Source organism: Corallococcus terminator, from assembly GCF_049194865.1.
Lineage (GTDB): Bacteria > Myxococcota > Myxococcia > Myxococcales > Myxococcaceae > Myxococcus > Myxococcus terminator_A.
Map to the genome: position 1 here is coordinate 42,526 of NZ_JBLZWL010000129.1, position 25,523 is coordinate 68,048.

The window sequence follows — 25,523 nt, forward strand, 5'->3', positions numbered from 1 at the left end:
GGATGTCCCTCCCAGATGCATGTCTCCGCGTGGCCCTGGCGGAGTGTCTTGAGACGACGCGCCCAGGGCCGGGTGGAAGAGCCACACGGCACTGGAGGCCAGCGATGTGCGCTACCAACTGATGTTGTACGTGCAGGCCCCATCTCCACGACGGCGGCAACTCTTGGGGTCATGTTCAATACGCACCCAAAGCGAATCCTTGGGACGGAACCTGTCGGTGATTGCCTCGAGCAGCCCGTAGTCCAAGTCACAGGGATAGGGATTGTCGCAGCGCATCCTCGCGTTGCGCTTGTCCACCGGCTCGTAGTGGTAACCCCCGATGTTGCCCTTGCCCCGGTGGTTCATCTTGTACGCCATGTCCACCGCGCGGAGCCCCTTCTCCAGGGTGTCGATGTCTGGCGGGAAGTGCGCGCTTTCCGGAATCTTCCGGCCAATCGTTCGCACCGTGCTGGGGCCAATCTTCTCGAACACCAGGCTGAAAGATTTCAGCAGCGATGGCATCGGGTACCACGTCTTCGCTTCCAGGGGCGTGATGCCGTTCTCCGCGAGGATTCGCAGCGCCCGCGCCTGGGCCAGCTCCATCCCGTTGACGATGGCGAGGATGGACTGTCCGACGATTTCGACACCCTGGTAGGCGGCGAAGGTCGGCGGCGCGGGATGGACGGAGGGAGGAGTCTTCAATTCCATACGTGGATGTCCCCGGAAGAAGCGATGCCAAGCATTGAAGCTGTTTTCCCGGGTCTTTTCAAATTGACTGATATGTCTAAACTTTTCCGCTGGCGTGAATACGTTTTACATTGGGGGCAGGGCTGACCCATGTCTTGATGTCTCGTGTGAGGTTTCAAACACTCGCGTGGGAGGAGCGGCGCGCGGGTGTGCGGATGCGGGTGGGCCTGACAGGGCGTGCGGAGATCGCGGTACGGACTGAAAAAATGGCAGTCCTTCCAACGGCGCGGGGCGGGTGCGGGCCGCCAAATCGAGTGAAGTCGCGGGGTTGAGCCTCGGCACGCAGGTTGCTCTTGGTCATTGGGCAGACGGGCGGCGGCGGCGGTGGCGGGTCGGTGTGGTGGCGCGGTGCATCCCTCATTCATCCTTGGAGAAGAACCATGTCGAAGACTCAGCGTGGGCAGGTCATCCGTCGTAAGGCTCGTCAGGTGAAGGCGACGACGGCGCGGGCGGTGTCGGGTGCTGGCAAGCACGCACGCCAGGTGCAGGTGACGCTGGGCGACCTCATCGCGGCGGCGTTCGACACCGTGGGCGGCGAGGTGAAGAAGGTGAAGCAGGTGATGTCCTCCACGGACATGACGGTGGCCACCGGCAAGCACATCGTCTTCGTGGGCTGAAGAGCGCGCGAGGGCGCCACGCGACGTGGCGCTTGGGTTGGGCGGCGAGGGGAGCTGACAGCGTGAAGCGCATCATCATTCCCGGGCGCAACTGCTGGACGGTGGAAGACTCGAGTGACGGCGGCGTGCTGGTGGATGGGCGCGCCTACTATCGGGAGCTGTACCGGGCCGCGAAGAAGGCTCGTCGCTACATCGTGATGACGGGCTGGCAGTTCGACAGCGACGTGTCCTTGCTGCGAGGCGAGGACCTGGAAGAAGCGCGCGGTGGCGAGGTGCGCCTTTTGCCCATGCTGGACGCGCTGTGCCGGGCCAATCCGGAGCTGCACGTCTACATCCTGGCGTGGGACTTCAGCATGTTGCTCGCCATGGAGCGCGAGTGGATGCAGCACCTGCTGTTCAACTGGACGACGAACGAGCGCGTGAAGTTCCGCTTCGACGCCTCCAGTCCCCTGTATGGGGCGCATCACCAGAAGCTCGTCGTGGTGGACGGCGTGCAGGCCTTCACGGGCGGCATGGACGTCTGTGATTGTCGGTGGGATGACCGGGACCATCGGGTGGGCTCGACGCTGAGGTGCGACAGCGGCAGGGACCCCCACGGCCCCTACCATGACGTCCAGACGGTGCTCACCGGGCCGGTGGTGGAGAGACTGACGGAGCTGTTCGAGGCGCGCTGGGCGCACGCGGGCGGTGGAGAGCTGCACCTGCCGCGCGTGGCGCGAGACGACGTGACGTTTTCGTCCAGCGTGCCGGCGCCCCCAGGGCCCGTGGCCATCAGCCGCACGTTTGGAAAGACGCTCGTGCCGCCGCAGGAGGCGGTGCAGGAGGTGCGCGCGCTGTTCCTGGACGCCATCGAGGCGGCCGACCGGTTCATCTACATCGAGAACCAATACTTTTCGTCGCGGGCCATCTTCCAGGCGCTGGTGAAGCGCTTCCGCGCGACCGGACGTCCACCGATTCAGGTGGTGCTGGTATTGCCGCGGAAGCCGGAGGCCCTGCGCGAGCAGCTGGCCATGGGCATCGCCCAGGTGCGGCTCTTGCGCACGCTGGAGCGGGTGGCTCAAGAGACGGGCAACACCTTCCGGGTATACTGCTCGGCGGGGCGCCACCCGGAGACGGGCGCGGACGTCTTCACGTACATCCACTCGAAGGTGATGGTGGTGGACGACCGCTTCCTCACGGTGGGCTCGGCCAACACCACCAATCGCAGCCTCGGCCTGGACTCCGAGCTGAACATGAGCTGGGAGTCGGAGGAGGAGGGCGACGCGGTGTCTCGCGCCATCCGCCGCGTCCGCCTGTCGCTGGTGGCGGAGCACGCGGGGCTGTCGGGCGTGAAGGAGCTGCTGCCGCTGACTCGCTCGGCGCCGTCGTCGTGGGTGGACTGGCTGGACGCGGTGGCGAGCGCGGGCCTGCACCGGCTGCGCCCGCACCCCCTGGAGACGGTGTTCGACCAGAGCCCGCTGCTCAAGTCGCTGGAGCCGGAGGAGCTGGTCATCGACCCGGAGGACTCCGTGCTGGACGAGTCCCTCTTCGAGGCGCTGCGCGGCGCGGAGGACGGGCTGTTCGCCTCGGGCATCCGGCTGCTGTCGCGCTGGCTGGTGGGCGCGGCGGAGGAGCGTCCCCACCGCGCGATTCTCCCCGCGGGCTCGGATGACGAGGGCGGTCGCTGCGGGAGCTGAGGCAGCCCTTGCGAGTGGGGTTGCCTGGTCAGCGGAGGAGCGTGACAGGGGTGTCACCCATGAGGCGGGTGTGCCGAGGCTCGGCAGTGTCACCCACACCGCGAGGCCGAGCTGCTTCGCGGGAGCACGGGGCCGGGTAGACTCAGGGGACGATGACTGGCGCCCCCCTTCTCGTCCTCTTCGCCCTTGTATCCAACCAGAGCTCCACCATCTCCGAGGAGGGGCCGGAGCCCTCCGGACAGGACACGCCCGTGTCCGCGGCGCGGCTGGACGAGCCCGCGCCCCCCGGCAGTCGCGTGGGAGGTGAGGGCTTCGGCTTCAGCGGACAGCTCGAGGCCGGTGGCTTGAGCCTCCCCTCCGGAACGCCGGGTGGAGGGCAGGACCTGTTCATCCGGGTGTACCCGTCGCTGGGGCTGACGAAGGGGGACTCCTTCGTGCTGCGACTGGGCGCCAACCTCCGGATGCGCATGGTGGACGAGGAGCCGAAGCAGGCGGACGGCGACTACGGCGCGCGCCTGCGCCGCGAGGACTGGGACGAGCTGAGTGATATCGGCCAGGTGGTGCGCATGCTGCGCATCGGCCAGGAGGGGCAGTCGGCGTTCTACCTGCGCGTGGAGCCCTTCGTCGACGAGTCACTGGGCCGGGGCTATCTGCTGGGCCGCTACAGCAACGCGCTGTCGCCGGACTACCACCCGGCGGGCGGCTCGCTGACGATGGTGAAGGGGCCGGTGCGCGCGGAGATTCTGGCCAGCGACGTGCTGGGCGCGCGCATCTTCGCGGGTGAGCTGATGTTGGACCTGGGCCGCGCCGCCAGCGACGACTCGGGCAAGTTCGACCGCTACCTGCTGCGCCTGTCCGCGGCGCACGACGCGGCGAAGGCGGGTGGCGAGACGCCGAACATGACGCTGACCTCGGTGGGCGGCGACGTGGCGCTCTATAAAGGGGAGCGCCTGCGCGCGTGGGCGCTGCTCGCGGGTGGTGCGCGCTTCGCGGAGGCTCACTCGCCGGCCGTCGGTGGCCTGCTGGGCGTGGCGATGGAGGGGCAGTTGGAGAGCGGCACGCAGCTGAGCTTCACGCTGCAGGGCCGCAAGCAGGGCGGGCGCTTCCGCTTCGGCATGTTCGGTCCGGACTACGAGCTGGGGCGCTTCTCCGGCACGGGCCTGATGGAGCAGCCCATCGCCGACGAGGAGCTCCCCGACGGCTTCGCCGGCTACCTGGAGGCGTCCATCGCCAAGGGCAGCGCCGACACGACGCTGCTGTTGGGCAGCGTGGCCGCGCAGTACCACGGCTTCGGCCGCACGGACCTGGATGTGTCGGCGGGCTTCGAGCTGCCCGGAGGCCGCACCCGGGCCCTGGCGCGCGCGGTGCTGACGGCGCTGGGTGACAGGCCTCGCTACTCGCTGGGCGTGGAGGTCCGCCAGCGGTTGGTGAACCACCTGTACGCCTGGGGCTCCGGCGGCACGGTGCACTTCCCGCAGGCGGATGGGGCGCTGGTGCGCGGCGTGACGGCGGGCATGGGCGTGGGCGTGGACTTCCAGCGCTGAGCCTCAGGTGTCCAGCGGCAGGGTGACGTGGAAGGTGGAGCCCTGGCCCACCTCCGTGTCCACCTGGATGTGGCCGCCGTGGCGCTCGACGATGTCGCGGCAGATGTAGAGCCCCAGGCCCAGCCCACCAAAGCCGGAGATGGGCGCGTTGCGCGCGCGGAAGAAGCGCTGGAAGAGGTGCTGGCGCTGGTCCTCGGGGATGCCGATGCCCGTGTCCTTCACCGATATCCGGGCCTGGGTTCCGTCGCGCTCCAGTGTCAGCCGGACGACGCCCCCGCTGGGGCTGTACTTGAACGCGTTCTCCAGGAGATTTGTCAGCACCTGCGCGAGCCGGCCCCGGTCTCCCTTCACCACCAGCGGCTCCGGCGGCGCCTCGTACTCCAGTGTGTGTTGATGGCCGAGCGGACGGACCTCCGCGAGCACCTCGCGGGCGAGCGACTGCAGCTCCACGGGCTCGCGGCGCAGCTCCAGCCTGCCGGCTTCGATGCGCGTGGCATCCAGCAGGTCATGGATGAGCACGGACAGCCGCGTCACCTGGGCGAGCGCCTTGTCCACGTGGTGGGGCTTGGGGGCGTGGCCCGCGGCGGCCTGCTGCTTCATCATCTGGAGGTGGAGCTTGAGCGGCGTCAGCGGCGTCTTCAGCTCGTGGGCGGCGATGGACAGGAAGTCGTCCCGGACGCTGATGGCCTCCTGCGCTTCCTTCAGCAACTCCTCCCGCTCCTGCCGCGCGCGGTGCTCCGCCGTCACCTCGACGACGACGGCGCCCAGGCCGACGATGCCGCCGCTCGGAGTCCTGACCGGGTAGTAGCTGACGCGCCAGTGCCGCAGCTTGTCGGGCGTGGCGGGCACGTGTCCGGACATCTCCATGTCGCTCAAGGGGATGCCGGTCTCCATGACCTGGAGCATCAGCGGCGCGAAGGTGGAGGACATGTTGGGGTTCATCTCTTGCACCGTCCTGCCCAGCTCCTCGTCGCGCCTGCGCCCGTGCAGTGACGCCAGGGCTTCGTTGATGCGCAGGTAGCGCAGCTCCCGGTTGATGAAGGCGAGCCCCACGGGGGCGTGGTTGAGGAACGTGTCGAGCAGCGCGAAGGACTCCTCGGCCCGCTCCCGCGCGTTCTGCTCCGCGATGAGCAGCCGCTCCCGCTCCACCTTCGCGCGGCGCTCCTCCGTCACGTCACGGTAGCTCCACACCCGGCCGATGACCGCGCCGCCCATCCGCTGGGGCAGCGACGTGCTCTCGAGCATGCGGCCGTCGCGCAGCTCGATGGTGTCCACGGCGCTGTCCTCCGAGAGGATGAGCTGGTTCTGGATGCGCGCGACGAAGCGCGCCGGGTCCTTCGCCAGCGGCGCCGCGAGCTCGAGCGCACGTTGCGCGACGCGCGACTCCATCACCTCGTCGCTGAGACCCCACATGAGCTGGAAGCGCTTGTTGTAGGCGATGATGCGCTGGTCCGCGTCCACCACGATGACGCCGTCCGCGATGGAGTCGAACATCGCGCGCAGCACGGAGTGGGCGTGCTCCAGCCGCTCGCGAGCCCGGCGCTGCTCGGTGACGTCCACCATCAGCCCGCGCAGCCGCATCGGCTGGCCATCCTCCGAGACGGCCGTGACGTGGGCCCGCATCCAGACGATGTGTCCGTCGGCGGCCAGCATCCGGTACTCGAACTCGTGAGGACGCCCCTGTCGCCAGGCGCTCAGGCACGAAGAGAGGACCTCCGACCAGTCATCCAGATGGACGTGCCGCGCCCAGAAGTCAGGCTGGCGCAGCCACTGCTCCGCGGGAAGGCCCAGGAGTCGCTCGGCCTGTCTGCTGACGAAGGTGAAGTGGAACTCGGCGTCGGCCTCCCAGACGATGCCGTCGATGCTGTCGATGAAGTCCTCGTAGCGCTTGCGGACGCGTGACAGCTCCGCGGTCAGCGCGTCTCGCGCCGCCTCTTCGGGCCCCAGCGTCTGGAGTCTGGCGCAGGCTCCCAGCAGCAGGCCGTCGTCTCCATGCACCGCCATCACCAGGGCGCGCAGCCGCTGGCCTTGTCCGCTGCCCTCGCCCATCCCCTGGCCGCTCGACAGCGCCGCCTCCAGCGCGCGGGCGAGCCAGGGCATGCGGGCGAGCACCTCCCGCGCCGCTCGCCCACCGACATCGCCTTGCTCCGCGCCGGCGGACCGCGCCAGCACCGTGTCCATCCAGACAATGCGGTTCGCCGCGTCCACGATGAGCGCGGCGTGGAGGCTCCTGCCCACTTGCAGAAGCCGCTTGAGCGCGGGACTGGCCGGAGCGGAGGCGTCCGGACCTGCCTGCCCCTCCCGCATGTCGCCCTTCGCCACTGGCGCCACCTCCATGCGGCATGGCCGCCCGCTCATTCCCAAACATGGGACTCGTCCCAGTGGCGGGAAAGGGTCGCTTCTCCTCTTGGTGCCCGCTTGACTACGGTTGTAGTCAGGCGTACTTGTCCTGTGACTACAGTTGTCGTCAGGGGATGGTCATGAAGAAGCCGGTGGGAGAGCAGGAGCTGTCGGTGCTGCGGTACGTGGCCGAGCACGGGCCCGCCACGGTGGGCGAGGTGGTGGAGCGCTTCGGTGAGCCCCAGGGGTTGGCGCGCTCCACCATCCTGACGGTGATGGAGCGGCTGCGGCTGAAGGGCTACCTCACGCGGCGCAAGGTGGACGGCGTGTTCCAGTACGCCTCTCCGGTGCGGGAGGGAGAGCTGCTGCGGGACGTGGTGGGCGACTTCGTCCAGCGCACGTTGTCCGGCTCGCTGTCGCCGTTCGCCGCGTACCTGTCCGACGCGGACGATGTCTCCGACAAGGACCTCGCGCAGCTCCAGGATGTGGTGGCGCGGCTTCGCTCGAAGAAGCGGAAGGAGTAACCCATGCGGACCGGATGGCTGATGGAAGTGGCCTCGGGGTTGGCGTCGTGGCCGGAGGGACTGTGGCGCGCGTCATGGCAGGGCGCGGTGTGCGCCGCGCTGGTGTGGGGTCTGACGCGACTGTGGACGCGGATGCCGGCCTCGCTGCGCGCGGGCCTGTGGTGGTTGGTGGCGCTCAAGTTCGTGGTGTCGCTGGGGGGGCCGCGTCCGCTGGCGCTGCCGGTGTTGCCCGAATCGCTCGCGTTCCTCTCGGGCCAGCCGGAGACGCTGGTGCCCGTGAGCGCCGAGCGCGTCGAGGGTGGCGCGGTGGGCATGTCGCCCGGCTCGATGGAGCGGGGTGTCGTGGCGGCTCCGTCCACCGATGCGGCGCATGCGGTGGTGGGCGAGCGTGACACGCACGTGGGAACGCTCGGGATGGTGGGAGGTGAGGTCCACTTCGCGCCGGTGGGGCAGGGCGCGCGGGTGTCGGGTGCCGAGTCCTCCGGGAGTGGCGCCGGGGCCGTGAGCGGCTCGTTCCTTTCTGACGTGCATGACCTGGCGGTGGGGTGGAAGCAGGTCCTGGTGCTGGCACTCCTGGCGGCGTGGGTGATGGGGGTGGCGTGGCAGGTGCGGTCGCAGGTGCGGAGCTGGGCCTTGATGCGGCGGTTGCGCCGGAGCGCGCGCCCGCTGGAGCACCCGGTGCTGGAGACGGAGGTCCTGGAGCTGTCCGAGAGCGCGGGACTGCGGCGGGCTCCCACGCTGCTCGTGTCGGATGAGGTGGCGAGTCCGCTGGCGACGGGTCTGTGGTCTCCGGTGGTGGTGCTGCCGACGAAGGCGGTGCGGCGGCTCCCCGTGGAAGGGCTGCGCATGGCGCTGGCGCACGAGGTGGCGCACCTGAAGCGCGGTGACTTGTGGCTCGGCTGGGTGCCGGCGCTCGCGGAGGCGTTGCTTTTCTTCCATCCGCTCGCGCGCCGTGCCGCGCGGGAATACGCGCTGGCCCGTGAAGAGGCATGTGACGCGGAGGCGCTGCGACTGACGGGCGCGGAGCCCGCGGATTACGGCGAGCTGCTGCTCGCCTTTGGAGTCACCCGTTCTCATGGGACCGCCGCCGCGCTCGGTGCGTCCGCTCACGTTCACGCGCTGCACAGGAGGTTGAGCATGCTGGAGTACGTCGACATCGGTTCCTCCCGTTCTCGTCGTTGGTTGAAGGTGACTGTCTCCGCGCTGGGGCTGGTGGCCCTGGTTCCCTTCCAGGTCGTCGCGAGACAGGAAGCGAAGCCCGCGCGGGAGGAGGAGTCGAAGCAGGCTGCGCCGATGCCCGCGGCCAGACCGAGCCCTGTCGCTCCGATGGCGCCGGCATCTCCAGTGGGTGAGCGCCCTGTCGCGCCGAAGCCGCCGCTGCCCCCCGCCGGGCCGCACGCCGTCGCGCCGAGGCCGATGCTGGCCATGGCCCCACTCGCGCCACGGATGGCCGTGAAGGGTGTGCTCGCCGCCCCCCCGTCGCCTCCCACTCCGCCCGCGCCCCCGTCGCAGCTCGAGGACGACGACTCCAGCTACGTGCTGCTCTCGGGCGACAAGGCCACGATGAGCGGCAGCACCGTGGACCTGAAGCTCGCGAAGATGTTCAAGGACAAGAGCGGCGGCGAGCTGCTCTATGTCCGCCGCAAGGGCGAGGCCTTCATCATCCGCGACGCGGCCACGCTGAAGGCGATGAAGGACGCGCTGGAGCCCATCCGGGTGAGGGGTGTGGCGCAGGGCTCCGTGGGCTCGCGCATGGGGGCGCTGGGACAGGAGCAAGGCACGCTGGGACTGAAGCAGGGCAAGCTGGGAGTGCAGCAGAGCGAGCTGGCCTTGCAGCACGCCGAGCTGGCCCACAAGCGCGCCGGGTTGCATCTGGAGTCCAATCGCCTGGACGCGCTCCCCGAGGCCGAGCGCGAGCGTCGTCAGGCGGAGCTGGACAAGCAGGAGGCCGCGCTCGACAAGGAGATCGACGCCCTCGACGTGAAGCAGGAGGCGCTGTCGAAGCAGCAGGAGGAGCTGGGCCGCGAGCAGGAGAAGCTCGGCCAGCAGCAGGAGGAGATGGGGCGCGAGATGGAGAAGGTCCACAAGCTCCACGAGAGTGAGATTCGCGACTCGGAGCGGAAGATCCAGTCCGTCATCGATGAGGCACTGCGCAAGGGTCTGGGCCAGCCGTTGCCCACCTGATGACGGTCCGCGTGGGGACTCGTGTCGCGCGGGCTGGCGCCCCTCTAGCTTGAGGAGCCCGCCCTCTGCCGGAGGTCCCCATGAGCCTCGCCGCCGCCCCTCGCAGCACTCCCGCCGGTACGCTGGACACCGTCATCCAGCGGGTGAAGCAGGGCTCGCGAGCGTGGGTGAAGCTCGGGATTCCCGAGCGACTCTCGTTGCTGGAGGAACTCAGCCGCGGCTACGTGGCCATCGCGGAGCCGAGCGTGCGCGCGGCCTGCGAGGCGAAGGGAATCGACCCTGACGGTCCGCTTGCCGGAGAAGAGTGGCTGGCGGGCCCCATGGTGGTGGTGCGCAACCTGCGCCTGCTGGCCGACTCGCTGCGGGACATCCAACGTCACGGTGTCCCGCGCATCCCCGCGTCCCGGCTGCGCACGATGGAGGACGGAAGGCTCGCGGCGCGCATCTATCCGATGAACGCACTCGAGGGGATGCTGCTGCCGCGCACCGCGGGGGAGGTCCACTTCCTCCCCGGCGTCACCGCCGACAACCTCCGCGAGCACCAGGCGTCCTTCTACCGCAAGCCGCATGACGGACGGCTGTGCGCGGTGCTCGGCGCGGGCAACGTCAACTCGATTCCTCCCGCGGACTGCCTCTACAAGCTCTTCGTTGAAGGCGCCGCGTGTGTCCTCAAGATGAACCCGGTGAACGCCTACCTGGGGCCCTTGTTGGAGCAGGCCTTCGCGGTGCTGGCGCGGCGGGATGTCTTCGCGGTGGTGTACGGCGGCGTGGAGGAAGGCGCGGCGCTGGTGGGGCACCCGGCGGTGGATGAGGTCCACATCACCGGCAGCGATAAGACCCATGACGCCCTGGTGTGGGGGCCGCCGGGCCCTGAGTCGGACGCGCGTCGCGCGCGCGATGAGCCGCTCTTGCGCAAGCCGTTCACCAGCGAGCTGGGGAACATCTCGCCGGTGGTGGTGGTGCCGGGGCCTTACACGGAAGGGGAGCTGCGCTTCCAGGCGGACAGCATCGCCGGCATGGTGTCCAACAACGCGTCCTTCAACTGCAACGCGGCCAAGTTGCTGGTGCAGCCGAAGGACTGGAAGCCGCGCTCGCATCTGGTGGATGTGGTGGAGGCGAGTCTGGGCAAGGCCACCGTGCGACGCGCGTACTACCCGGGCGCGGACCAGCGGTGGCGCCAGTTCACCGAGGGACGGCCGCACCTGCGGCAGGTGGGCCATGCGGGCGTGGGCGAGCTGCCCTTCGCGCTGATTCCGGACGTGGACCCGAGCCACGCCGAGGACCGTGTCTTTCGTCACGAGCCCTGGTGCACGGTGTTGTCGGAGACGGGGTTGCCTGGCGGAGACGACCCGGTGGAATTCCTGGCGAGCGCGGTGTCGTTCCTCAATGACAAGGTGTGGGGCACGCTGAACGTCACCCTCGTCATCCACCCGGCCTCATTGAAGGATGCGGCCGTGGCCGCAGCGCTGGAGAAGGCCATCCGCGAGCTGCGCTATGGCACCGTGGCGGTGAACACGTGGCCCGCGGCGGGCTATGCGCTCGTGTCCCTGCCCTGGGGTGGGCATCCGTCCTCGACGGCCCAGGACATCCAGAGTGGCCTGGGCTGGGTGCACAACAGCCTGATGTTGGAGCAGGTGGAGAAGTCAGTCCTGCGCGCGCCGCTGACGAGCCTGCCAGCCCCGCCCTGGGTCCCGGGACACCGGAGCGTCCGTGACCTGGGCCAGCGGCTGGTCCAGTTCGAGCGGTCCCCGTCCTGGCTCAAGATACCGGGCATCGCGGCGGCGGCGCTGCGTCGCTGAGTGTCGTGGATTCGCTCTCCCAGCAGAGGCTCGGGGGAGGCTCGTGCCCGGGCTGCCGGGGCTCGTGGGCCCGTGATAAACCCGGGGCATGTCATCGACGCATGCTCGGGAAGGCGGACGGTTTCTCCAGGTGGGGCAGCCGCAGGAGGCGGTGAAGAGTTTCCAGAAGGGGCTCGCCATCAACCCGGACGACGTGGACTGTCTGCTGGGGCTGGTCCGGACGTACCTGAGCACGGGCGCGGCGGGCGACGCGGAGGCCGCGGCGTTGCGGCTCTTGAAGGCGAAGCCGGACCATGCCGAGGGGCAGGCGCACCTCGCCATGCTGAGGGCGCAGGCGGGCAACGCGGACGCGCTGGAGGCGCTCAAGGCGTTGGCCGCGGCGCCCACGTCGGGCTACTTCGAGCGCTTCAACCTGGGGGGCCTGTTGCTGGACCGGGGCGACTTGAACGGCGCGCGGGCCGCGTATGAGTCCGCGCTCCAGGTGTCGCCCGACAGCGCGCACACGCACTTCGAGCTGGGGCGCATCCACCTCCAGCAGGGCACGCCGAGCGCGGCGGTGACGCACTTCCAGAAGGCGGCCGAGGGCGCGGCGCAGGAGGCGATGCCGCTGCTGATGTTGATGCGCGCGCACGCGGCGCAGGGCTCGCTGGGGCTGGGCATCCAGGCGGGCACGCAGGCGTTGGACAAGGCGCAGGGTGGCCTGCGTCGCGCGGTGCTGGAGGACCTGTTCAAGCTGTACCTGTCGGCGGGGAGTCCCGAGGGTGCGAAGCGCTCCGCGCTGGAGCTGCGCCAGGTGGAGCCGACCCACGTGAACTACGTGTACATGCACGGCCTGGCGGTGATGAGCGCGGGCAGCTTCGCGGAGGCGAAGGACCTCTTCGAGGAGGCGCTGCGACTGGCGCCTCGGAGCTGGCAGACGTTGCACGCGCTGGCGCAGATGCATGGCGCGTTGGGTGAGCGCGCGGAGGCGCGGCGGCGGCTGGAGGAGGCGGTGGTGCTGGTGCCCACCGAGCTGGGGCCGGTGAATGACCTGGCGCTGCTCCTGATGCAGGACGACGAGCATGCTCGCGCGAAGCCCATCCTGGAGCAGGCGCTGGCCGCGCATCCGGAGGATGCGACGACGCACCTGAACATGGCGGTGGCCACCTTCCTGACGGACCGTGCCGCGTGCATCCACCACGCGCAGCGTGCGCAGGCGCTGGGCGAAGGCGTGGTCCGCGAGCAGGCCGAGCGGCTGTTGAAGAAGCTGAACGAGGGCTGAGGGCCTACACCGGTGTGAACTTCACGCCGGTGGTCTTGATTCGCTCCAGGGCCTGCTTGATGTCCTCGGAGACGATGAGGGCCAGGTCCCAACCCGCTGTGCGGAAGACCTTGGCCTCGCCGACCTTCGTGGCATCGATGTGGAGGTCGTTCACAGCGAAGTATTGGCCGACCTTCTGGGGCATCCCGTCCTCCGGCTCCCAGAACTGGACCTTGGATGACTGTTCATCGATGCAGTGGATGAGCCTGGTGGCGACCAGGATGAGGTAGTGGTCCGGATGGCCCTTGATGCTGACGGGCACGGTCTGCACATCGTCGGGAGCCAGTTCACAGACGAGGGTGGCCACCTTGACGTGGACGATGGGCGCGAGGCCCACGCCCGCCAGGGAGAAATCCAGCGCCTTGCCCTGCTCGTCGATGGGGATTCTCAGCGGACCTTCGATGCGGACAGTCCTTCCGCCCCTGAACATCCAAGGGTCCTCCACCTCTTGTCCGCGAGAGTCCTCGGGATCTCCCAGGTACCAGTTCCCGGCCTGGACATCCTCGGCCATCCTGAAGAAGCGACTCGGCATGGCGTCGACCGCTACTTTCCTTGGGTCACGAGCTTGTTGAGGTCCGTGCCACGGGTGGCGACTTCCTTGGCCAGTTTCTGGAGTGCGCGAGTCAGGGCCTCGCGGCATTCGTCCACCCTGCGACAGTTCGCGGTCGCGCCGTTCAGTTGGTCGAAGACACGCTCGTGGTACGCCTGGGGATGCGGCCCTTTGTGGCCCTCGAGGGGCACGATGTTCTCGGAGTCCTTCAACTCCATCCCCGCCTTCCTGAAGATTCTCCTGAAACGTGGCGTCCAAGGGCCACCGCGTGCGGTGGAGCGGCTGTTCTTGTCAGTGGCGATGTGATGCTTCCGGGGGCGGCCGTCGCGCATTCCCCGCGCCGCCATGGCGACAGCCTGAGGGGCGAGACCGATGGCGAACCTCATCGAGCAGTCGCAAGCAGTCGCCCGGCTGGTCCTTGCGGGCGCACCACTGTCCATACGCGCGTGTCAGCTCCTCATCCGCATACGTCTCCAAGAGGTGAAGACCCTCGGAGCCTGCGTCGTCTTTCTGGAGGATGAGCCGAGGACCCCGACCCCGGCCTTCGTAGCGATACACCGCGCTTCGTTCGGGCACGCCGAAGAGTTCCCGGGCTTCTCTCAATGGATGGACAAAGGGCCGCACATCGTGGGCGAGGGTCGCGATGGCCTCTTCGAACTCGTCGTCGTCCAACTCCACGGGGCCGGAGTCGTCCTCCGTGAAGGGCCTGTGGGCAAGAGCGGTTCCCGAGCCTGTATCCAGGCGGACGACGCGGCTCGTCGAGCAGCCTGTTCCGATGAAGAAGAGCCCCAGCCAGAAGAACCAATACGTACGCATCAAGCTCCTCCGGTTCCTTGCAGGTGTCCAACCTACCGGCCGAAGAGTCCCCACCGCTTGGGCGTCTTGCCGCCCTGCGCGCGTGACAGGCGCTCTCCGAGGATGCGGCTCATCTCCAGCGCCACGCCCGGGTTGGCCATGACGACGCTGCGGAAGTCCTCGCGGCCCACCGCCGCCAGCTCGCAGGCCGTGGCCGTCACCGCCGTGGCCGTGCGCGGCTCTCCCGTCAGCAGCGCCAGCTCGCCGAAGAAGCCTCCTGGCTTCACCAGGGCCACGGCCTGTCCTCCCGTGTCCCTGAGCTGCACCTCACCCGCGAGCACCACGTAGAAGCTCTCTCCCGCGTCGCCCTGTCGGAACAGCTCCGTGCCCGCCGGACGCTGGAGGTGCTCCGCGCCGCGCGCCACTGTCTCCAGCTCCACCGGATTCAGCGGCGCCAGGAAGTCCACCTTGCGCAGCGTCGCCGCCAGCGCCGCCGCTCCCGTCGTGCCCACCGGCTCCGTCGTGAGGAACGTCACCGCGTCCGCGAGCTGTGCCCGCCGCGCGACGAGGATGATGGTGTGCCCCGCCTTCAGCACCGTGCTCCCATCCGGCAGCGCCGCGCGGCCCTGCGGGTCCACCATGCCGATGAAGATGCACTCGCGCGGGAAGCCCTCCATCGCCCGCACCTGCGCCACCGTCTGCCCCGCCACACGCGCACGCAACGGCAACGCCAGCTCGAACAACACCGTGTCGCCATCACCCAGCGGCAACGAGCCCGCCACCTGCGGGAAGTCGATGGCCGTGGTCATCTTCGCCACCACCACCTCCGCCTCCGCCACCAGCTCCTTCACGCCCGCCAGCCGGTACGCCTCGCGGTAGCTCGTGTCCAACATGCGCACCATGATGCGCGCGGGGGACATGCTGCGCACCAGCATGGCGAACGCCAGGTTCTCCGGGTCCCTCGCCAGCACCCCCGCCGCCACGTCCGCGGACGCCACGCCCGCCGACTCCAATACCTGCGGACTCGTCGCGTCCCCGCACACCGCCACCACGCCCACTTCCTCGAAGAGGCGCGCGCAGATGCTCGCGTCCCGCTCGATGACTGTCACGGTGTGCTGCTCGGCCACCAGCCGGGACGCGAGCACACTTCCCACCCGTCCCCCTCCCGCGATGACGATTTTCACGACGCCTTCCTCCCGTGATCCGCCGCCGGCTCGTCGCCGTGCACTCCGTGCAACACCTTCTCCAGCATCAGCGTCCGCTCATCCAACTGCGCCAGCATGTGCTCCGCCGTCGTCTCGGGGATGAGGCCGCTCCTGCGCGCCACCTGGAGCGCCGTGCGCTCCGCGTCGATGAGCCGCCGTCGCATGGCGATGAGGTCCCGCGCCCCCTGCGCCAGATGATGGTCATTGAGCCGCCGCAGCTCGCGCTCCGCCCGAGCGATGCTCACCTGATACTCGCTGCGCAGGTGGTCATACGCGGCCCGAGGCACCAACCCCTGCTCGTGCAGCGACGCCAGCTCCTGGTGCGCCGCGCGACTGGCGATGAGCCGGCCGCGCTGCTCGGACATGGCCAGCGCCACCTCGTCCTGCTGGAACAGGCCCAGCCACTTCAGCGCGCGCGTGAGCATCAACCCCTGACCCACCAGCGACACCAGCGTCACACCGAAGGCGATGGCCACCAGCTTCTCGCGACCCGGCGTCGTCTCCGGAAGACCCAGCGCGAGTCCGATGGACAGCGCGCCCTTGATGTTGCCGACGATGAACACGTGCTGCCAGCGCGGTGGGACGGCCTCCGCCGGGCGGAAGAGCCGCAGCAGCAAGAAGGGCCCGTAGATGGCCACCGCGCGCCCGCCAAGCACGCAGCCCACCGCGATGGCCGTCTCCGGCAGGTAGCCGCTGAGCGTCTCCGGCTTGGTGGTGAGCCCCACCGCCAGGAAGAGGAAGGTGTTCACCCCGAACGTGGCGTACTCCCAGAAGGAGTGGATGGCCACCCGACTCTGCGGGGACACGTCCTTGCGCAGTCCGACACCGACGGCCAGTCCCGCGACGACGGCGGAGATGGCGCCCGACAGGTGGAGCTGCTCGGCGACCACGAACGAGGACAGGGCCACGGCCGTCGTCACCATGATTTCGGCCAGCGGGTCCTCGGTGCGGCGGATGACGAAGGCACCCAGCATGCCCACCGCGAGCCCCACCACCGCGCCACCCGCCGAGGCGAGCAGCACGCGCGCGGCCAGCATCGGCAGGGACGGCGCCGCGGCTCCCGCCACCACGCTGGCGATGGCCGCGTAGGCCACCAGGGCCGTGCCGTCGTTGAAGAGGCTCTCGCCCTGGATGATGCCGGACAGGCGCGGCGGCACCGGGGCGCGACGGAACGCGTAGAGGATGGAGACGGTGTCCGTCACGGCCAGCAGCGCGCCCAACAGCAGCGCGGGCCAGATGGCCAGGTCCACCAGGTAGTGCAGCGCGGTGCCCGTGGCGCCGATGGCCAGCACCATGCCGAGCGTGGACAGGAGGAGGATGGGCAGGGCATTGGCGCGGATGCCATTGAGGTCCGCGGTGATGCCTCCCTCAAAGAGCAGCGCCGGCAGGCAGACGAGGAACACCACCTCCGGGTTGAGTGGCGGCACGCCGGGGAGCAGGTTGCCCACCGAGATGAGCAGGCCTCCCACCACGAGCGCCACGTTGTAGGGCATGTTCGCCCGTTTGGCTGCGATGGCCAGGACGATGGCCGCCACCATCAACCCAATGACGAGAGGCATCTCCAAGTGCACGTCGCGCAGTCTTCCAGAACGGAGGAGCGAGGTCACGACCCCCGCATGCGAACCGGCCAGGCCGCCCGTGGGCGCGCTAGCGTCTCAGGCGGAGGATGAGGTCCTTCTTCGCCCCGCAGTCCCCTCGCCCGTCACAGTTGCTGGTGGTGACGTACAGGTGGCCGTCCGGACCCATGCTCACCTCGCGCAGCCGGCCATACGTGTCGCGCAGGTACACCTCGTGGCGGGCGACTCGGGCCGGGTTGTCCGACTCGAACTCCACGCGGTGCAGGTGTCGTGAGCCCAGCGTGCCCACCAGCAGGGAGCCCTTCCATTCGGGGATGGCGGTGCCGGTGTAGAGGGCGGCGCCCCCCGGTGGCATCGCGTCCGCGAACGTGAGCGAGGGCGTCACCCAGCCTTCATGAACCTCGCACGAGTAGATGCCGGGCCAGCCCAGGTTGCTCCCGGGACGCGCGAGGCTCACCTCGTCGTGCCCACGCCGCATCGTCTCGCCGCTCGGGCCGTGGTCCGTCACGTACAGCGTGGTGGCATCCTTCCAGTCCCAACCCTGGAGGTTGCGGAGGCCGGTGAGGAACGCGGGGGAGTTGGGGAAGGGGTTGTCCTGGGGGACCTGTCCTTCGGGCGTCAGGCGCAGGAGCTTGCCGGCCGGGTCGTTGACGTTCTGCGAGCGGTCCGGCTCGCGGGCGTCACCGGTGCCCGCGTAGAGCATGCCGTCGGGGCCGAAGCGCAGGCGTCCGCCGTCGTGGTACGTGGCGGAGGGGATGCCGCTGAAGACGACGCGGTCGAACGTCGCGGTGGTGTGGTCCTCGGAGAGGGTCCACCGCTCCACGCGGTTCTCGTCCTGGCCGCTCGCATCGGTGGTGACGTAGACGTAGAACTGGCGGTTCGTCCCGAAGTCCGGGTGAGCGGCGATGCCGAGCAGTCCGCCCTCCGCCACGCGGGTGATGCGCACGGTGGCGACGGGCTGGGGCTGGAGGACGCCGGCCTTGAGCAGCCGCACGCGGCCGGGTCGCTCGGTGATGAGCGCGTCGCCGCCAGGCAGCCAGGCGATGCCCCAGGGGACTTCCAGCCCTTCCGCGACGACGTCGACGGTGATGGGCACGGCGCCATCCGGGCCCCAGTCGTCAGCGACGCGCAGGCAGTCCTGGGGCGAGGCGGTGCCCTGGGACTGGCTCTTGCGACAGGCGGAGGCCGACAGGGCGAGCACCAGGAGGGCGGAGGCGAGCAGGCGAGAGGCGCGCATGGGGCGATTAATGTCCGTGGGCAGGCGGGGGCGCCAGTGCGACGGAGGGAGGGCGTGAGGGTGAGGACGCTCGGGGAGGCGTCCCTTGTCGGGAGGGAGGGCAGGCGACCGGGCCGAGCGCGGAGGCGCGCCTGTGGCGTCGCGAGGCGCGTGGGCACCTTGAGCGCACGGGACAACCCGCCCATTCGCAAGAAGGAGACGTCCTATGGCGCGCATCGCGTTCATCCTGGCTGACGACTTCGAGGATTCTGAGTTCCGCATTCCGTACGACCGCGTGAAGCAAGCGGGGCACGAGGCGATTGTCATCGGCGTGGAGGATGGCAAGCCCGTGAAGGGCAAGAAGGGTGAGGAGGTCATCACCCCGGACAAGGCCGTGCGGAACGTGTCGTCTCGGGACTTCGATGCGCTGGTGATTCCGGGGGGCTACTCGCCGGACCATCTGCGCATGGACATCGACATGGTGGGCTTCGTGCGGGACTTCTACCGCGCGGACAAGCCGCTGGCGGCGGTGTGCCATGCGCCGTGGATGTTGGTGGAGGCGGACGTCTTGGACGGGCGGACCGTCACGTCCTGGCCCTCCATCCGCACGGACCTCATCAACGCGGGGGCGCGCTGGGTGGACCGTGAGGTGGTGGAGGACGGCAACCTCATCACCTCACGCAACCCGGGGGACCTGCCGGCCTTCAGTGATGCGCTGCTGCGACAGGTGGCCCAGGGCATCGCTCCTCGTATGGCACCGTCGCGCGGGCGCGAGGCCACTTCGGAGCAGCCGTCCGGTATGCACTGAGTCACGGGCCACGAGCTGACGAGGTGTGTCGGCTCGTGGCCTGTTGGCGCAGGGGTCAGACAGGCTGCTGGTTCACGAAGGCCTGGAGGGTGGCCTCGCAGTGGCCGCATCGCTCTCGGAACGGTGCGCTGAGCGCTGGCTCGCGTGAGAGCTTCTCCCAGTACGCGAGGGCGAGACGTGCGGCGTCGGACCAGACGTCCACGGTGTTCGCGGTGGGAGGGCGTGGCGTGAAGGTCCGCTCGATGAGGTTCGTTCCCACGGGCGCGAACACCATGGGCAGCATGTCGTAGACCGGCGCGAGTCGGAATCGCTTCGGCCCTTCCGCGAAGAAGGACAGGTTGCCGAAGTGGCGGTCCGTGTTGCCGGTGAGCTGGCCGAAGGTGTCGAGCCAGCGCATGCGCCGGGCATCGTCCTCGGAGATGAGCTGCGCCTCATGCATTCTCGATGCGGCCTGCGTCCAGGTGTCGCGCGGGCCGATGTACTCGTCGGTGATGGCTCCGAGTGACAGCAGGGCCTTCCTTCCGCGCGGGCCGCTTCGGTCGAAGCGCTCCACTTCGAGGAAGCGATGGTCCTCCACATCCAGCCAACGGGCGTTGGCCGCGGAGATGCCCGCGTCTCGAAGGGTTTCGAGCGCGAGGGCTTCGGCGATGAGCAGGTCCCTCCAACGGGAGGCCGCTGCTCCATCGTCAGGGCCCGCGAACTTCACGATGACGTGGCGACCTTGGGTGTACGTCGCGAACTTGGGATGCGCTCCGCCCACAGAGGCGCCAGAGAGTCCCGTTCCGGAATCACGTGCGAGCGTGGGGTAGTCGTCTGGTGTCGCACTGGGTGGAGGCGCGGCGAGGTATCTGTCGAGCGATTCGTCGCCGACGATGAGGTCTCCGACGCAGTCCTCTCCACGCAGGCCGAGCGCGATGAGACAGTGGTCGTCCGTCCAATCCGCGACGCGTTGTGGGAGTGAGAGTTCGGGATGTCGGAATGCGAAAGTCGCACCGATGTAGCCCTGTGGGCTCATGTCCGTCGCAAAGGGTGGTAGCCCCGCGAAGAGCGCGGGCGCACCCTTCGTGTATTCGAGCCAGTGTCGGCCTCTCGCGAGCAAGCGGAGCACTCCGTACTGGTGGACGGCGCCTGCTTCATCGATGCGGTGGATGTTCATCCGTGTGCCGAGAGAGGGAAGCTCCCGGGTTCGGGCATAGCGGGTCGCAGGTCCCTCGCCCATGCGACACACGCGGTCCCCTGCTGCTAGCAGGAGGCGCGTCACCGAGGGGCGAGAGACCTTGAGCTGTGTCGCGAGCTCGCTCGCCCGGGTCTCATCCCGACGGCCGATGGCCGCCAGAAGCTGGTCCACCGTGGCCATGGTGTGGGGCTTGCCCTGACTCCCTGATTCAATCCGTGAGCAGATTCCTGATTCGATTCGTGAGCATTACCCAAGGCATATGGGTTGTCATATGCCTGGATTCATTGGGGAAAATGAAACCGGGCCGCCCCGCGTGAGAGCGGAGTCGGCCCGGTGGGCACAGCGGGATGAGCAGCTCCCTGGACCTCAGTGGTCGCCGTAGCGCTTCTCGCCGGCTTCCACGCGGACGGCCAGGCGGTTGCCACGGGGCGGCAGCGGGCAGGTGGCGAAGCGCGTGAAGGCGCAGGGCGGGTTGTAGGAGCGGTTGAAGTCGAGCACCACCTGTCCGTCCTTCGGCATGTCCGAGTACAGGAAGCGGCCCGCGCCGTACGTCGCATCGCGGTTCGTCTCATCCGCGAAGATGATGAAGAGCTGATTCGAGCCCTCCTCCTCCACCGGCGTCAGGCGGTACTCCTTGCCGTCCACCGTGAAGACGAGCGTGCCCGGCGCCTTCATCTCCTCCGTGGTTCCCAGCACGTTGGGCACCTGGAGCGTGCGCGGCGTGGCGGAGGGCTCGAAGCGCGCGGTGACCTTCCACGTGGGGCTCGCCGGATAGGTCGCGATGCCATGGAACTCCTTGCGCGCCTGCGCCTGCGAGTCCTTCACGCGCACGCCCAGCTTGTCGCCTCGGAGGATGACCTGGAAGTTGAGGCTGCCGAGCTGCACTACATCCGGGGAGCCCTTCTCGTCCGTCGTCAGCTCGCCTCCGGTGAAGGGCTCGTTGTTGCGCGTGAACCGCACGCCCGGCGCGGGCTGGAAGCTGACGGTGTTGCCCTTGCGCGTGAAGGTGCCGAGCTTCGCGGGCGTACCGGCCGGGAAGTCCAGCTCGCTCTCGGGCGCGGAGCCGGCGGTCTGCTCGCCCTCCTTGAGCCAGAAGAGACCGACGAGCGTCAACCAGCCCTCCTCGGACTGGAGTCGCTGGAGGCGCTGCTCATGCCAGGCACGGGTGGAGGCGGTGAGGTCTTCGGGCGTCGTGGGAGTGGACACGGTCTTGGCGGGGGCAGCGGGTTTCGGGGGCGGGGCCTTCTGCGGGGCCGGCGCGGCCTGGAGGGCGAGGGACAGGGCCAGGGCAAGGGGCGTCATGTCGGGTGCCTCGGTGAGAGGGGGCTTCCAGCGGTGGCCCCTGTCTAACAGGGTGGGGTGCGCGGCGCAGGGTTGCAGGCGACCGGGCTCCGTGCGAAGCCGGACACCCGCCGTGGAACTCGACCTGAAGCCGGCACCGCCGCCGGGTGCCTTCCGCAAGCTCGCCCTGGGGGCCTGGCGTTCGCCCAGCGACGCGAGCGCCTATGCGTCCCTGGAAGTGCGCATGGAGAAGGCCGTCGAGTTCCTGGAGGCGTGGCGGGCTCGCACCGGACAGCGCCTCACGGTGACGCACCTGGTGGCCAAGGCGTCCGCGGATGCGCTGCGCCTGCACCCCGAGGCCAACGTGCTCCTGCGCTGGGGCGCACCCGCTCTGCGCGTGGACGTGGGCGTGTGCGTGCTCGTGGTGCAGCCCGAGGAGTCGGGGCGGGCGGACCTGACGACGGCCACGGTGCCTCGGGCGGACACGTTGTCCCTGGGAGAGTTCGCGCGGGCGATGGAGGCCGTCGTGGCCCAGGTGCGCTCGCGCAAGGACGCGGTCATCGAGCGGGGCAAGCGCCGCTCGTATCGCATCCCCGGACTCTTCATGGGGCTGGCGCTGCGACTGTTGTCCTTTGTCTGGTTCACCTTGAACATCGACCTGCGCTGGGTGGGGATGCCCAGGGACCCGTTCGGTTCGGTGGTGGTGACGAGCCTGGGCTCGCTGGGGTTGGAGCGAGGCTTCGTGGCGACGGTGCCGTACACGCGGGTGCCGCTCATCCTCGCGCCGGGTGCGGTGCGGTCCGTGCCGGTGGTGGAGGCGGGCGAGCTGGTGCCCGGGCGGATGATGACGCTGACGTGCACGTGGGATGCGCGGGCGCTCGACGTGGAGGTGGTGGCGAAGGTGCTGCGGCACGTGGGCGCGGCGCTGGAGGCCCCCGAGGAGACGTGGGGGGCTGCGAGCGGCGAGCGGGTGGGGTAGAACGGAGCAAGTCGCCACCGCTGGAGGTCCCGTCATGCCCGTGGATACCAATCGTCGCGTTGCCTCTGCCCGTCCCGTGGGGCGCGCGCTCGGAGGGCAGGACCGCTACGAGAAGGAAGCGCTCGAGGGGCCCGCGGAAGGTGGACTGGCGATGACTCGGCGCCAGCGACTGGCGGGTGGGCCCAATCGCGCGGAAGGGGAGAGTCCCTTCGCCGCGAAGATGCGGCAGCTCACGGAGGGCAAGTCGAAGGACGAGGAGCGCTGAATCCCACGGTGGAGCGGCATCGATGAAGGTCTATCTGGACGACGAGCGCCCCACGCCCGAGGGCTGGGTGGCGGTGCGGTGGCCGGAGGAGGCCATCGCGTTGCTCGAAGGTGGGCAGGTCGTCGAGCTCAGCCTCGACCATGACCTCGGGGATGATGAGCACGGCACGGGGTATGACGTGCTGTTGTGGCTCGAGGAGGCGGTGGCCACGCGAGGCTTCGTTCCTCCCCGAGTCCGGGTGCACTCGGCGAACAGCTCCGCGCGCCACAAGATGGAACTGGCGACGGCGCGCATCGAGCGGTTCGCGCGAGAGCGGTGACGGTTCAGCGTGAGCGCGGGCTTGGGCTCGGGGCCACCTGGATTCGGGTCGCGTCGGTGCTGCCGTCGGCGATGAGGCTGAACGCGGCCTGGACGGCGGTGCCCTGGGGCAGGTTTTCGAGGGAGATGCGCTGGCCGTTGCGCACCACCTGGGTGTTCTGTCCCACACGCAGGTTGTAGAGGTCACCGGTCTCCGCGTCTCGGACCACGACGCGTCCCTTCGAGGTCGAGGCCACCTGTCCGCGCATCACGACGGTGGCAATCACGGTCTTTTCGGGGTCCGCGCCGGTGTCCCGTGCGGGCGCTGGGGATGCGCTCTGGGCCGGGGGCGTGCTCTGGGCCGGGGGCGTGTTCTGTCCCGAGGCAGCCTGTCCCGAGCCGCCGGTGCCCTCTTCTTGCTGACCCGAGTGACCGCCGTGGAAGGCGTTGACCTGTCGCTGGAGGCGCAGGACATCGGAGCGAAGCATCGCGACTTCACGAGTCAGTTGCCGAGGGCTCAGGTCTTTACCCGAGGATGCGGCCTCCGCGCTGCCACCATGCGCGTCACCTGTCGCGTCCGTGGGTTCGGTACCTTGCGGCGTGGCGGCGGCCCTGCCGCTGGGGATGCCGCTTGCCGAGCCCTGGTTCGGGGCGGAAGTGTTGTGCTTGCTACCGGAGCCACCGGTGCCCTGCGTGCCGCTGACGTCGGAGCTGTTGTCCGTGGCGGGAGTCTGCGTCGTGCTCGTGTCGTTGGATCCGGAGCCACCGGTGCCCTGTGTGCCGCTGACGTCCGAGCCTTGGGGCACGACCGCGGTTCCGGCCGAGGGTGGGGTGTAGCGTGGGTCGCTGACGCCGGAGCCGCCCGTGCCCGAGTAATCCGTGTTCGGCGTACCGAGATTGTCCTCGGCGCCCGTGGCGCCCTGTGGGACGGGCGAGAAGTTTCCTGACTCGTACGTGCCCGGGGGCTGCACGCCGGTATCTCCCGAGACACCGCTGCCCTGCTGATTCTGGGGCAGCGGAGTCGTCCCTTGAGCGGACGTCCCACCGCTCGCACCACTGCCCGCTGTCTGCGCGAGGGCAACGGGAGTCATCAAGAAGCTGAACGTCAGGGCCGCTGAGAAGAGCGCTCGTCGCATGGTGGGGTCCTTTCCTCGTGCTCAAGGTTGAGGCTGGGGGCCCTGGCGACAAGCGAGCCTCGCGGAAGCTCGCATGCTCGCGTTCAGCTCGCGTGTGCTTGTTCGTACTGCGTACCTGCGAGCACGGAGGGAACCTGCTGGGTGGTGACCGCAGGGGCTCGGCCGGGCGTCGTCGGAGAAACGGGACTCGTGGGCACCCGCACCCAATCCGTGCTGTGCTGCGAACACCCTCGGGGTGGGTGGCTCGGAAGCGTGCCGGGCGCTATGCGTGTGAGGCCGAGGGCCGGAGCAGCACTGTCACGAGGACTCACCTTGAGTGGACGCGAGAGCGCGGTGACCACGGGAAGGAAGGGCGCACGCGCGTCCGCCAGGAACACCCGCGCGCGCAGCCTCAGGCCCTGGCCCCTCACCCTCGCCACCGCCGTCTCGCTGGGCTTCTTGCTCTACGTCGCCACCACCAGCCTGCCCTACCTCGTGTCCTCCCCGACGACGGACCCGAACTTCGGCGCCCTCAACCACTGTCTCTCCAAGGCCCACCCCGAGGCCCGGCTGGGTTGGACCGTCTCCCCGGATGCCTCGCGCGCCGCCGTCTACGGACCCCACTCCGTCGCCGTCTGCGGCCCTGGTGACGTCGCCCAACGCAAGGAGCTCAACGGCACCCTCGCGCTCGCCTTCGACGGAGACAACCGACTGTGGCTCTCCGTCGAAGGCCGCCTGCTGCGCGAGGACGGCGCCTCCCTGCGTCCCATGGGCGACTTCGAGCCCGTGGCCCTCGTCGGCCACTCCCACGGCATGCTGGCGCTGGATGCCTCCGGTCAGCTCGTCTCCGTGTCTCCCGGCGGCACGGTGCTCGCGCAGACGCTCGTCTCCGGAAGCGCCGGCCGGCTCTCCGTGGGCGCGGGCGGTGTCCTGGCCGCCGTGCTCTCCGAGGGCGTGCTCCGCGTCTTTGACGCTCACACCCTCGTGCCCGTCGAGCTGACCTCCCCCTGCGCCGTGGAGACGGTGTGGTGGTTGGACGCACCCGACCGGTTGCTGATCGGCTGTGCACCGTCCGGGGCGCCGTCCTTCACGGTCGACGTGCGCACGGGTGTTCAGGAGAAGGCGCCGGCCTACCGGAGTCTGGCCCCTGCTCGCCGGCTCTCCGGTCGGCCGCTCTATGTCCAGGGCTGTGACGGTTTTCCCTGCACGGCGCCGCCGCCCTGACATGTTGCACAAAGGCTCTGGGTCCCGTGGATTCCACACGGGGCGTCCGGAATGTCCGCCGTGAAGTCGAGTAGCCGACAAATTGCCCCGCCGGGGTGGGCTTTGAATCGACAAGCCCGCGAACTCACAGGAGATTCGAGCCCCGGCCCGTCCGTCGTGAAACACAACTCACGGCGTTCATCCCGATCAGAAGGGTTCTCCTCGTGGACGACACCAAGGTTCCCAGCTCCACCACCAAGGGCAAGAAGCGCGCCTCGACGCGCAAGCCTCGGAGCGAAGCGGCTTCCAGCCCGCGGGGCTCCAGCGCAAACCTCGCCGCCAATC

General features: G+C 69.2%; 21 protein-coding genes and 2 pseudogenes. 12 read left to right on the forward strand and 11 right to left on the reverse strand.

Annotated elements, in window-relative coordinates:
• Positions 1–111 precede the first annotated feature (111 nt).
• Positions 112–687 carry a hypothetical protein gene (locus ACN469_RS38055; RefSeq protein WP_498776321.1) on the reverse strand — a complete coding sequence of 192 codons (576 nt, stop codon included), beginning with the start codon at positions 685–687 and terminating at the stop codon, positions 112–114.
• A 419-nt stretch (positions 688–1,106) separates the two neighbouring features.
• Here ACN469_RS38055 and ACN469_RS38060 point away from each other — a divergent pair, with 419 nt between their 5' ends.
• The 3 genes from ACN469_RS38060 to ACN469_RS38070 all read left to right on the forward strand — a co-directional run bounded on the left by ACN469_RS38060 (position 1,107) and on the right by ACN469_RS38070 (position 4,563).
• On the forward strand, positions 1,107–1,343 hold the full coding sequence (locus ACN469_RS38060) for a chaperonin (protein WP_498776323.1): 237 nt from the start codon (positions 1,107–1,109) through the stop codon (positions 1,341–1,343).
• A gap of 62 nt (positions 1,344–1,405) precedes the next feature.
• Positions 1,406–3,019, forward strand: a complete 1,614-nt coding sequence (locus tag ACN469_RS38065) for a phospholipase D-like domain-containing protein (RefSeq protein ID WP_498776325.1) — start codon at positions 1,406–1,408, stop codon at positions 3,017–3,019.
• A gap of 152 nt (positions 3,020–3,171) precedes the next feature.
• The gene (locus ACN469_RS38070) at positions 3,172–4,563 is read left to right on the forward strand and encodes a hypothetical protein (RefSeq protein ID WP_498776327.1); all 1,392 of its coding nucleotides are present in this window, start codon (positions 3,172–3,174) and stop codon (positions 4,561–4,563) included.
• Positions 4,564–4,566: 3 nt separating this feature from the next.
• On the opposite strand, the gene ACN469_RS38075 is transcribed toward ACN469_RS38070, so the two are convergent.
• Entirely contained in the window at positions 4,567–5,736 is a 1,170-nt protein-coding gene (locus ACN469_RS38075; RefSeq protein WP_498776637.1) for a sensor histidine kinase, read from the reverse strand.
• Positions 5,725–6,921, reverse strand: a pseudogene (locus tag ACN469_RS38080) (PAS domain-containing protein); the annotation flags it as partial. The pseudogene ACN469_RS38080 and the gene ACN469_RS38075, both read right to left, overlap by 12 nt.
• Positions 6,922–7,043: 122 nt before the next feature.
• Here ACN469_RS38080 and ACN469_RS38085 point away from each other — a divergent pair.
• From ACN469_RS38085 to ACN469_RS38100, 4 genes are all read left to right on the forward strand, one after another.
• The gene (locus tag ACN469_RS38085; protein ID WP_498776329.1) at positions 7,044–7,427 is read left to right on the forward strand and encodes a BlaI/MecI/CopY family transcriptional regulator; all 384 of its coding nucleotides are present in this window, start codon (positions 7,044–7,046) and stop codon (positions 7,425–7,427) included.
• Positions 7,428–7,430: 3 nt separating this feature from the next.
• Entirely contained in the window at positions 7,431–9,611 is a 2,181-nt protein-coding gene (locus ACN469_RS38090) for a M56 family metallopeptidase (protein ID WP_498776331.1), read from the forward strand.
• Positions 9,612–9,691: 80 nt separating this feature from the next.
• Entirely contained in the window at positions 9,692–11,410 is a 1,719-nt protein-coding gene (locus ACN469_RS38095) for an aldehyde dehydrogenase family protein (RefSeq protein ID WP_498776333.1), read from the forward strand.
• Positions 11,411–11,498: 88 nt separating this feature from the next.
• Complete coding sequence (locus ACN469_RS38100) at positions 11,499–12,671, forward strand: tetratricopeptide repeat protein (RefSeq protein WP_498776335.1); 1,173 nt, start codon at positions 11,499–11,501, stop codon at positions 12,669–12,671.
• A gap of 4 nt (positions 12,672–12,675) precedes the next feature.
• On the opposite strand, the gene ACN469_RS38105 is transcribed toward ACN469_RS38100, so the two are convergent.
• From ACN469_RS38105 to ACN469_RS38125, 5 genes and pseudogenes are all read right to left on the reverse strand, one after another.
• Entirely contained in the window at positions 12,676–13,242 is a 567-nt protein-coding gene (locus ACN469_RS38105; RefSeq protein WP_498776337.1) for an imm11 family protein, read from the reverse strand.
• Between the two features lie 11 nt (positions 13,243–13,253).
• Positions 13,254–14,076 (reverse strand): annotated as a pseudogene (locus tag ACN469_RS38110) (AHH domain-containing protein).
• Between the two features lie 32 nt (positions 14,077–14,108).
• Positions 14,109–15,239: an NAD-binding protein gene (locus ACN469_RS38115; protein WP_498776339.1), complete on the reverse strand. Its 1,131-nt coding sequence runs from the start codon at positions 15,237–15,239 to the stop codon at positions 14,109–14,111.
• The gene (locus ACN469_RS38120) at positions 15,236–16,819 is read right to left on the reverse strand and encodes a cation:proton antiporter (RefSeq protein ID WP_498776341.1); all 1,584 of its coding nucleotides are present in this window, start codon (positions 16,817–16,819) and stop codon (positions 15,236–15,238) included. The genes ACN469_RS38115 and ACN469_RS38120 overlap by 4 nt, the downstream gene beginning before the upstream one ends.
• 88 nt (positions 16,820–16,907) lie before the next feature.
• Positions 16,908–18,074, reverse strand: a complete 1,167-nt coding sequence (locus tag ACN469_RS38125; RefSeq protein ID WP_498776343.1) for a PQQ-dependent sugar dehydrogenase — start codon at positions 18,072–18,074, stop codon at positions 16,908–16,910.
• A gap of 205 nt (positions 18,075–18,279) precedes the next feature.
• Between ACN469_RS38125 and ACN469_RS38130 the strand changes: the two genes are divergently transcribed.
• Positions 18,280–18,861, forward strand: a complete 582-nt coding sequence (locus tag ACN469_RS38130; protein ID WP_498776345.1) for a type 1 glutamine amidotransferase domain-containing protein — start codon at positions 18,280–18,282, stop codon at positions 18,859–18,861.
• Positions 18,862–18,916: 55 nt separating this feature from the next.
• Here the strand turns inward: ACN469_RS38130 and yjjJ are convergent, their stop codons facing one another.
• Positions 18,917–20,218, reverse strand: coding sequence for a type II toxin-antitoxin system HipA family toxin YjjJ (gene yjjJ, locus ACN469_RS38135; RefSeq protein WP_498776347.1), 1,302 nt, complete (start codon positions 20,216–20,218; stop codon positions 18,917–18,919).
• 186 nt (positions 20,219–20,404) lie between these two features.
• Positions 20,405–21,340 (reverse strand): DUF1684 domain-containing protein, encoded by a 936-nt coding sequence (locus ACN469_RS38140; protein ID WP_498776349.1) that lies wholly within the window; start codon positions 21,338–21,340, stop codon positions 20,405–20,407.
• A gap of 112 nt (positions 21,341–21,452) precedes the next feature.
• On the opposite strand from ACN469_RS38140, the gene ACN469_RS38145 reads away from it, so the two are divergent.
• The 3 genes from ACN469_RS38145 to ACN469_RS38155 are packed head-to-tail and all read left to right on the forward strand — an operon-like array spanning position 21,453 to position 22,882.
• Positions 21,453–22,298: a 2-oxo acid dehydrogenase subunit E2 gene (locus tag ACN469_RS38145; protein ID WP_498776351.1), complete on the forward strand. Its 846-nt coding sequence runs from the start codon at positions 21,453–21,455 to the stop codon at positions 22,296–22,298.
• A 34-nt stretch (positions 22,299–22,332) separates the two neighbouring features.
• Positions 22,333–22,563 carry a hypothetical protein gene (locus ACN469_RS38150; protein ID WP_498776353.1) on the forward strand — a complete coding sequence of 77 codons (231 nt, stop codon included), beginning with the start codon at positions 22,333–22,335 and terminating at the stop codon, positions 22,561–22,563.
• A gap of 22 nt (positions 22,564–22,585) precedes the next feature.
• A complete protein-coding gene (locus ACN469_RS38155) occupies positions 22,586–22,882 on the forward strand; it encodes a cyclic-phosphate processing receiver domain-containing protein (protein ID WP_498776355.1) in 297 nt (98 codons plus the stop codon).
• Between the two features lie 4 nt (positions 22,883–22,886).
• Here the strand turns inward: ACN469_RS38155 and ACN469_RS38160 are convergent, their stop codons facing one another.
• The gene (locus ACN469_RS38160; protein ID WP_498776356.1) at positions 22,887–23,996 is read right to left on the reverse strand and encodes a hypothetical protein; all 1,110 of its coding nucleotides are present in this window, start codon (positions 23,994–23,996) and stop codon (positions 22,887–22,889) included.
• 312 nt (positions 23,997–24,308) lie between these two features.
• On the opposite strand from ACN469_RS38160, the gene ACN469_RS38165 reads away from it, so the two are divergent.
• Positions 24,309–25,199 (forward strand): hypothetical protein, encoded by an 891-nt coding sequence (locus tag ACN469_RS38165; RefSeq protein ID WP_498776358.1) that lies wholly within the window; start codon positions 24,309–24,311, stop codon positions 25,197–25,199.
• The last annotated feature ends 324 nt before the right edge of the window (positions 25,200–25,523 follow it).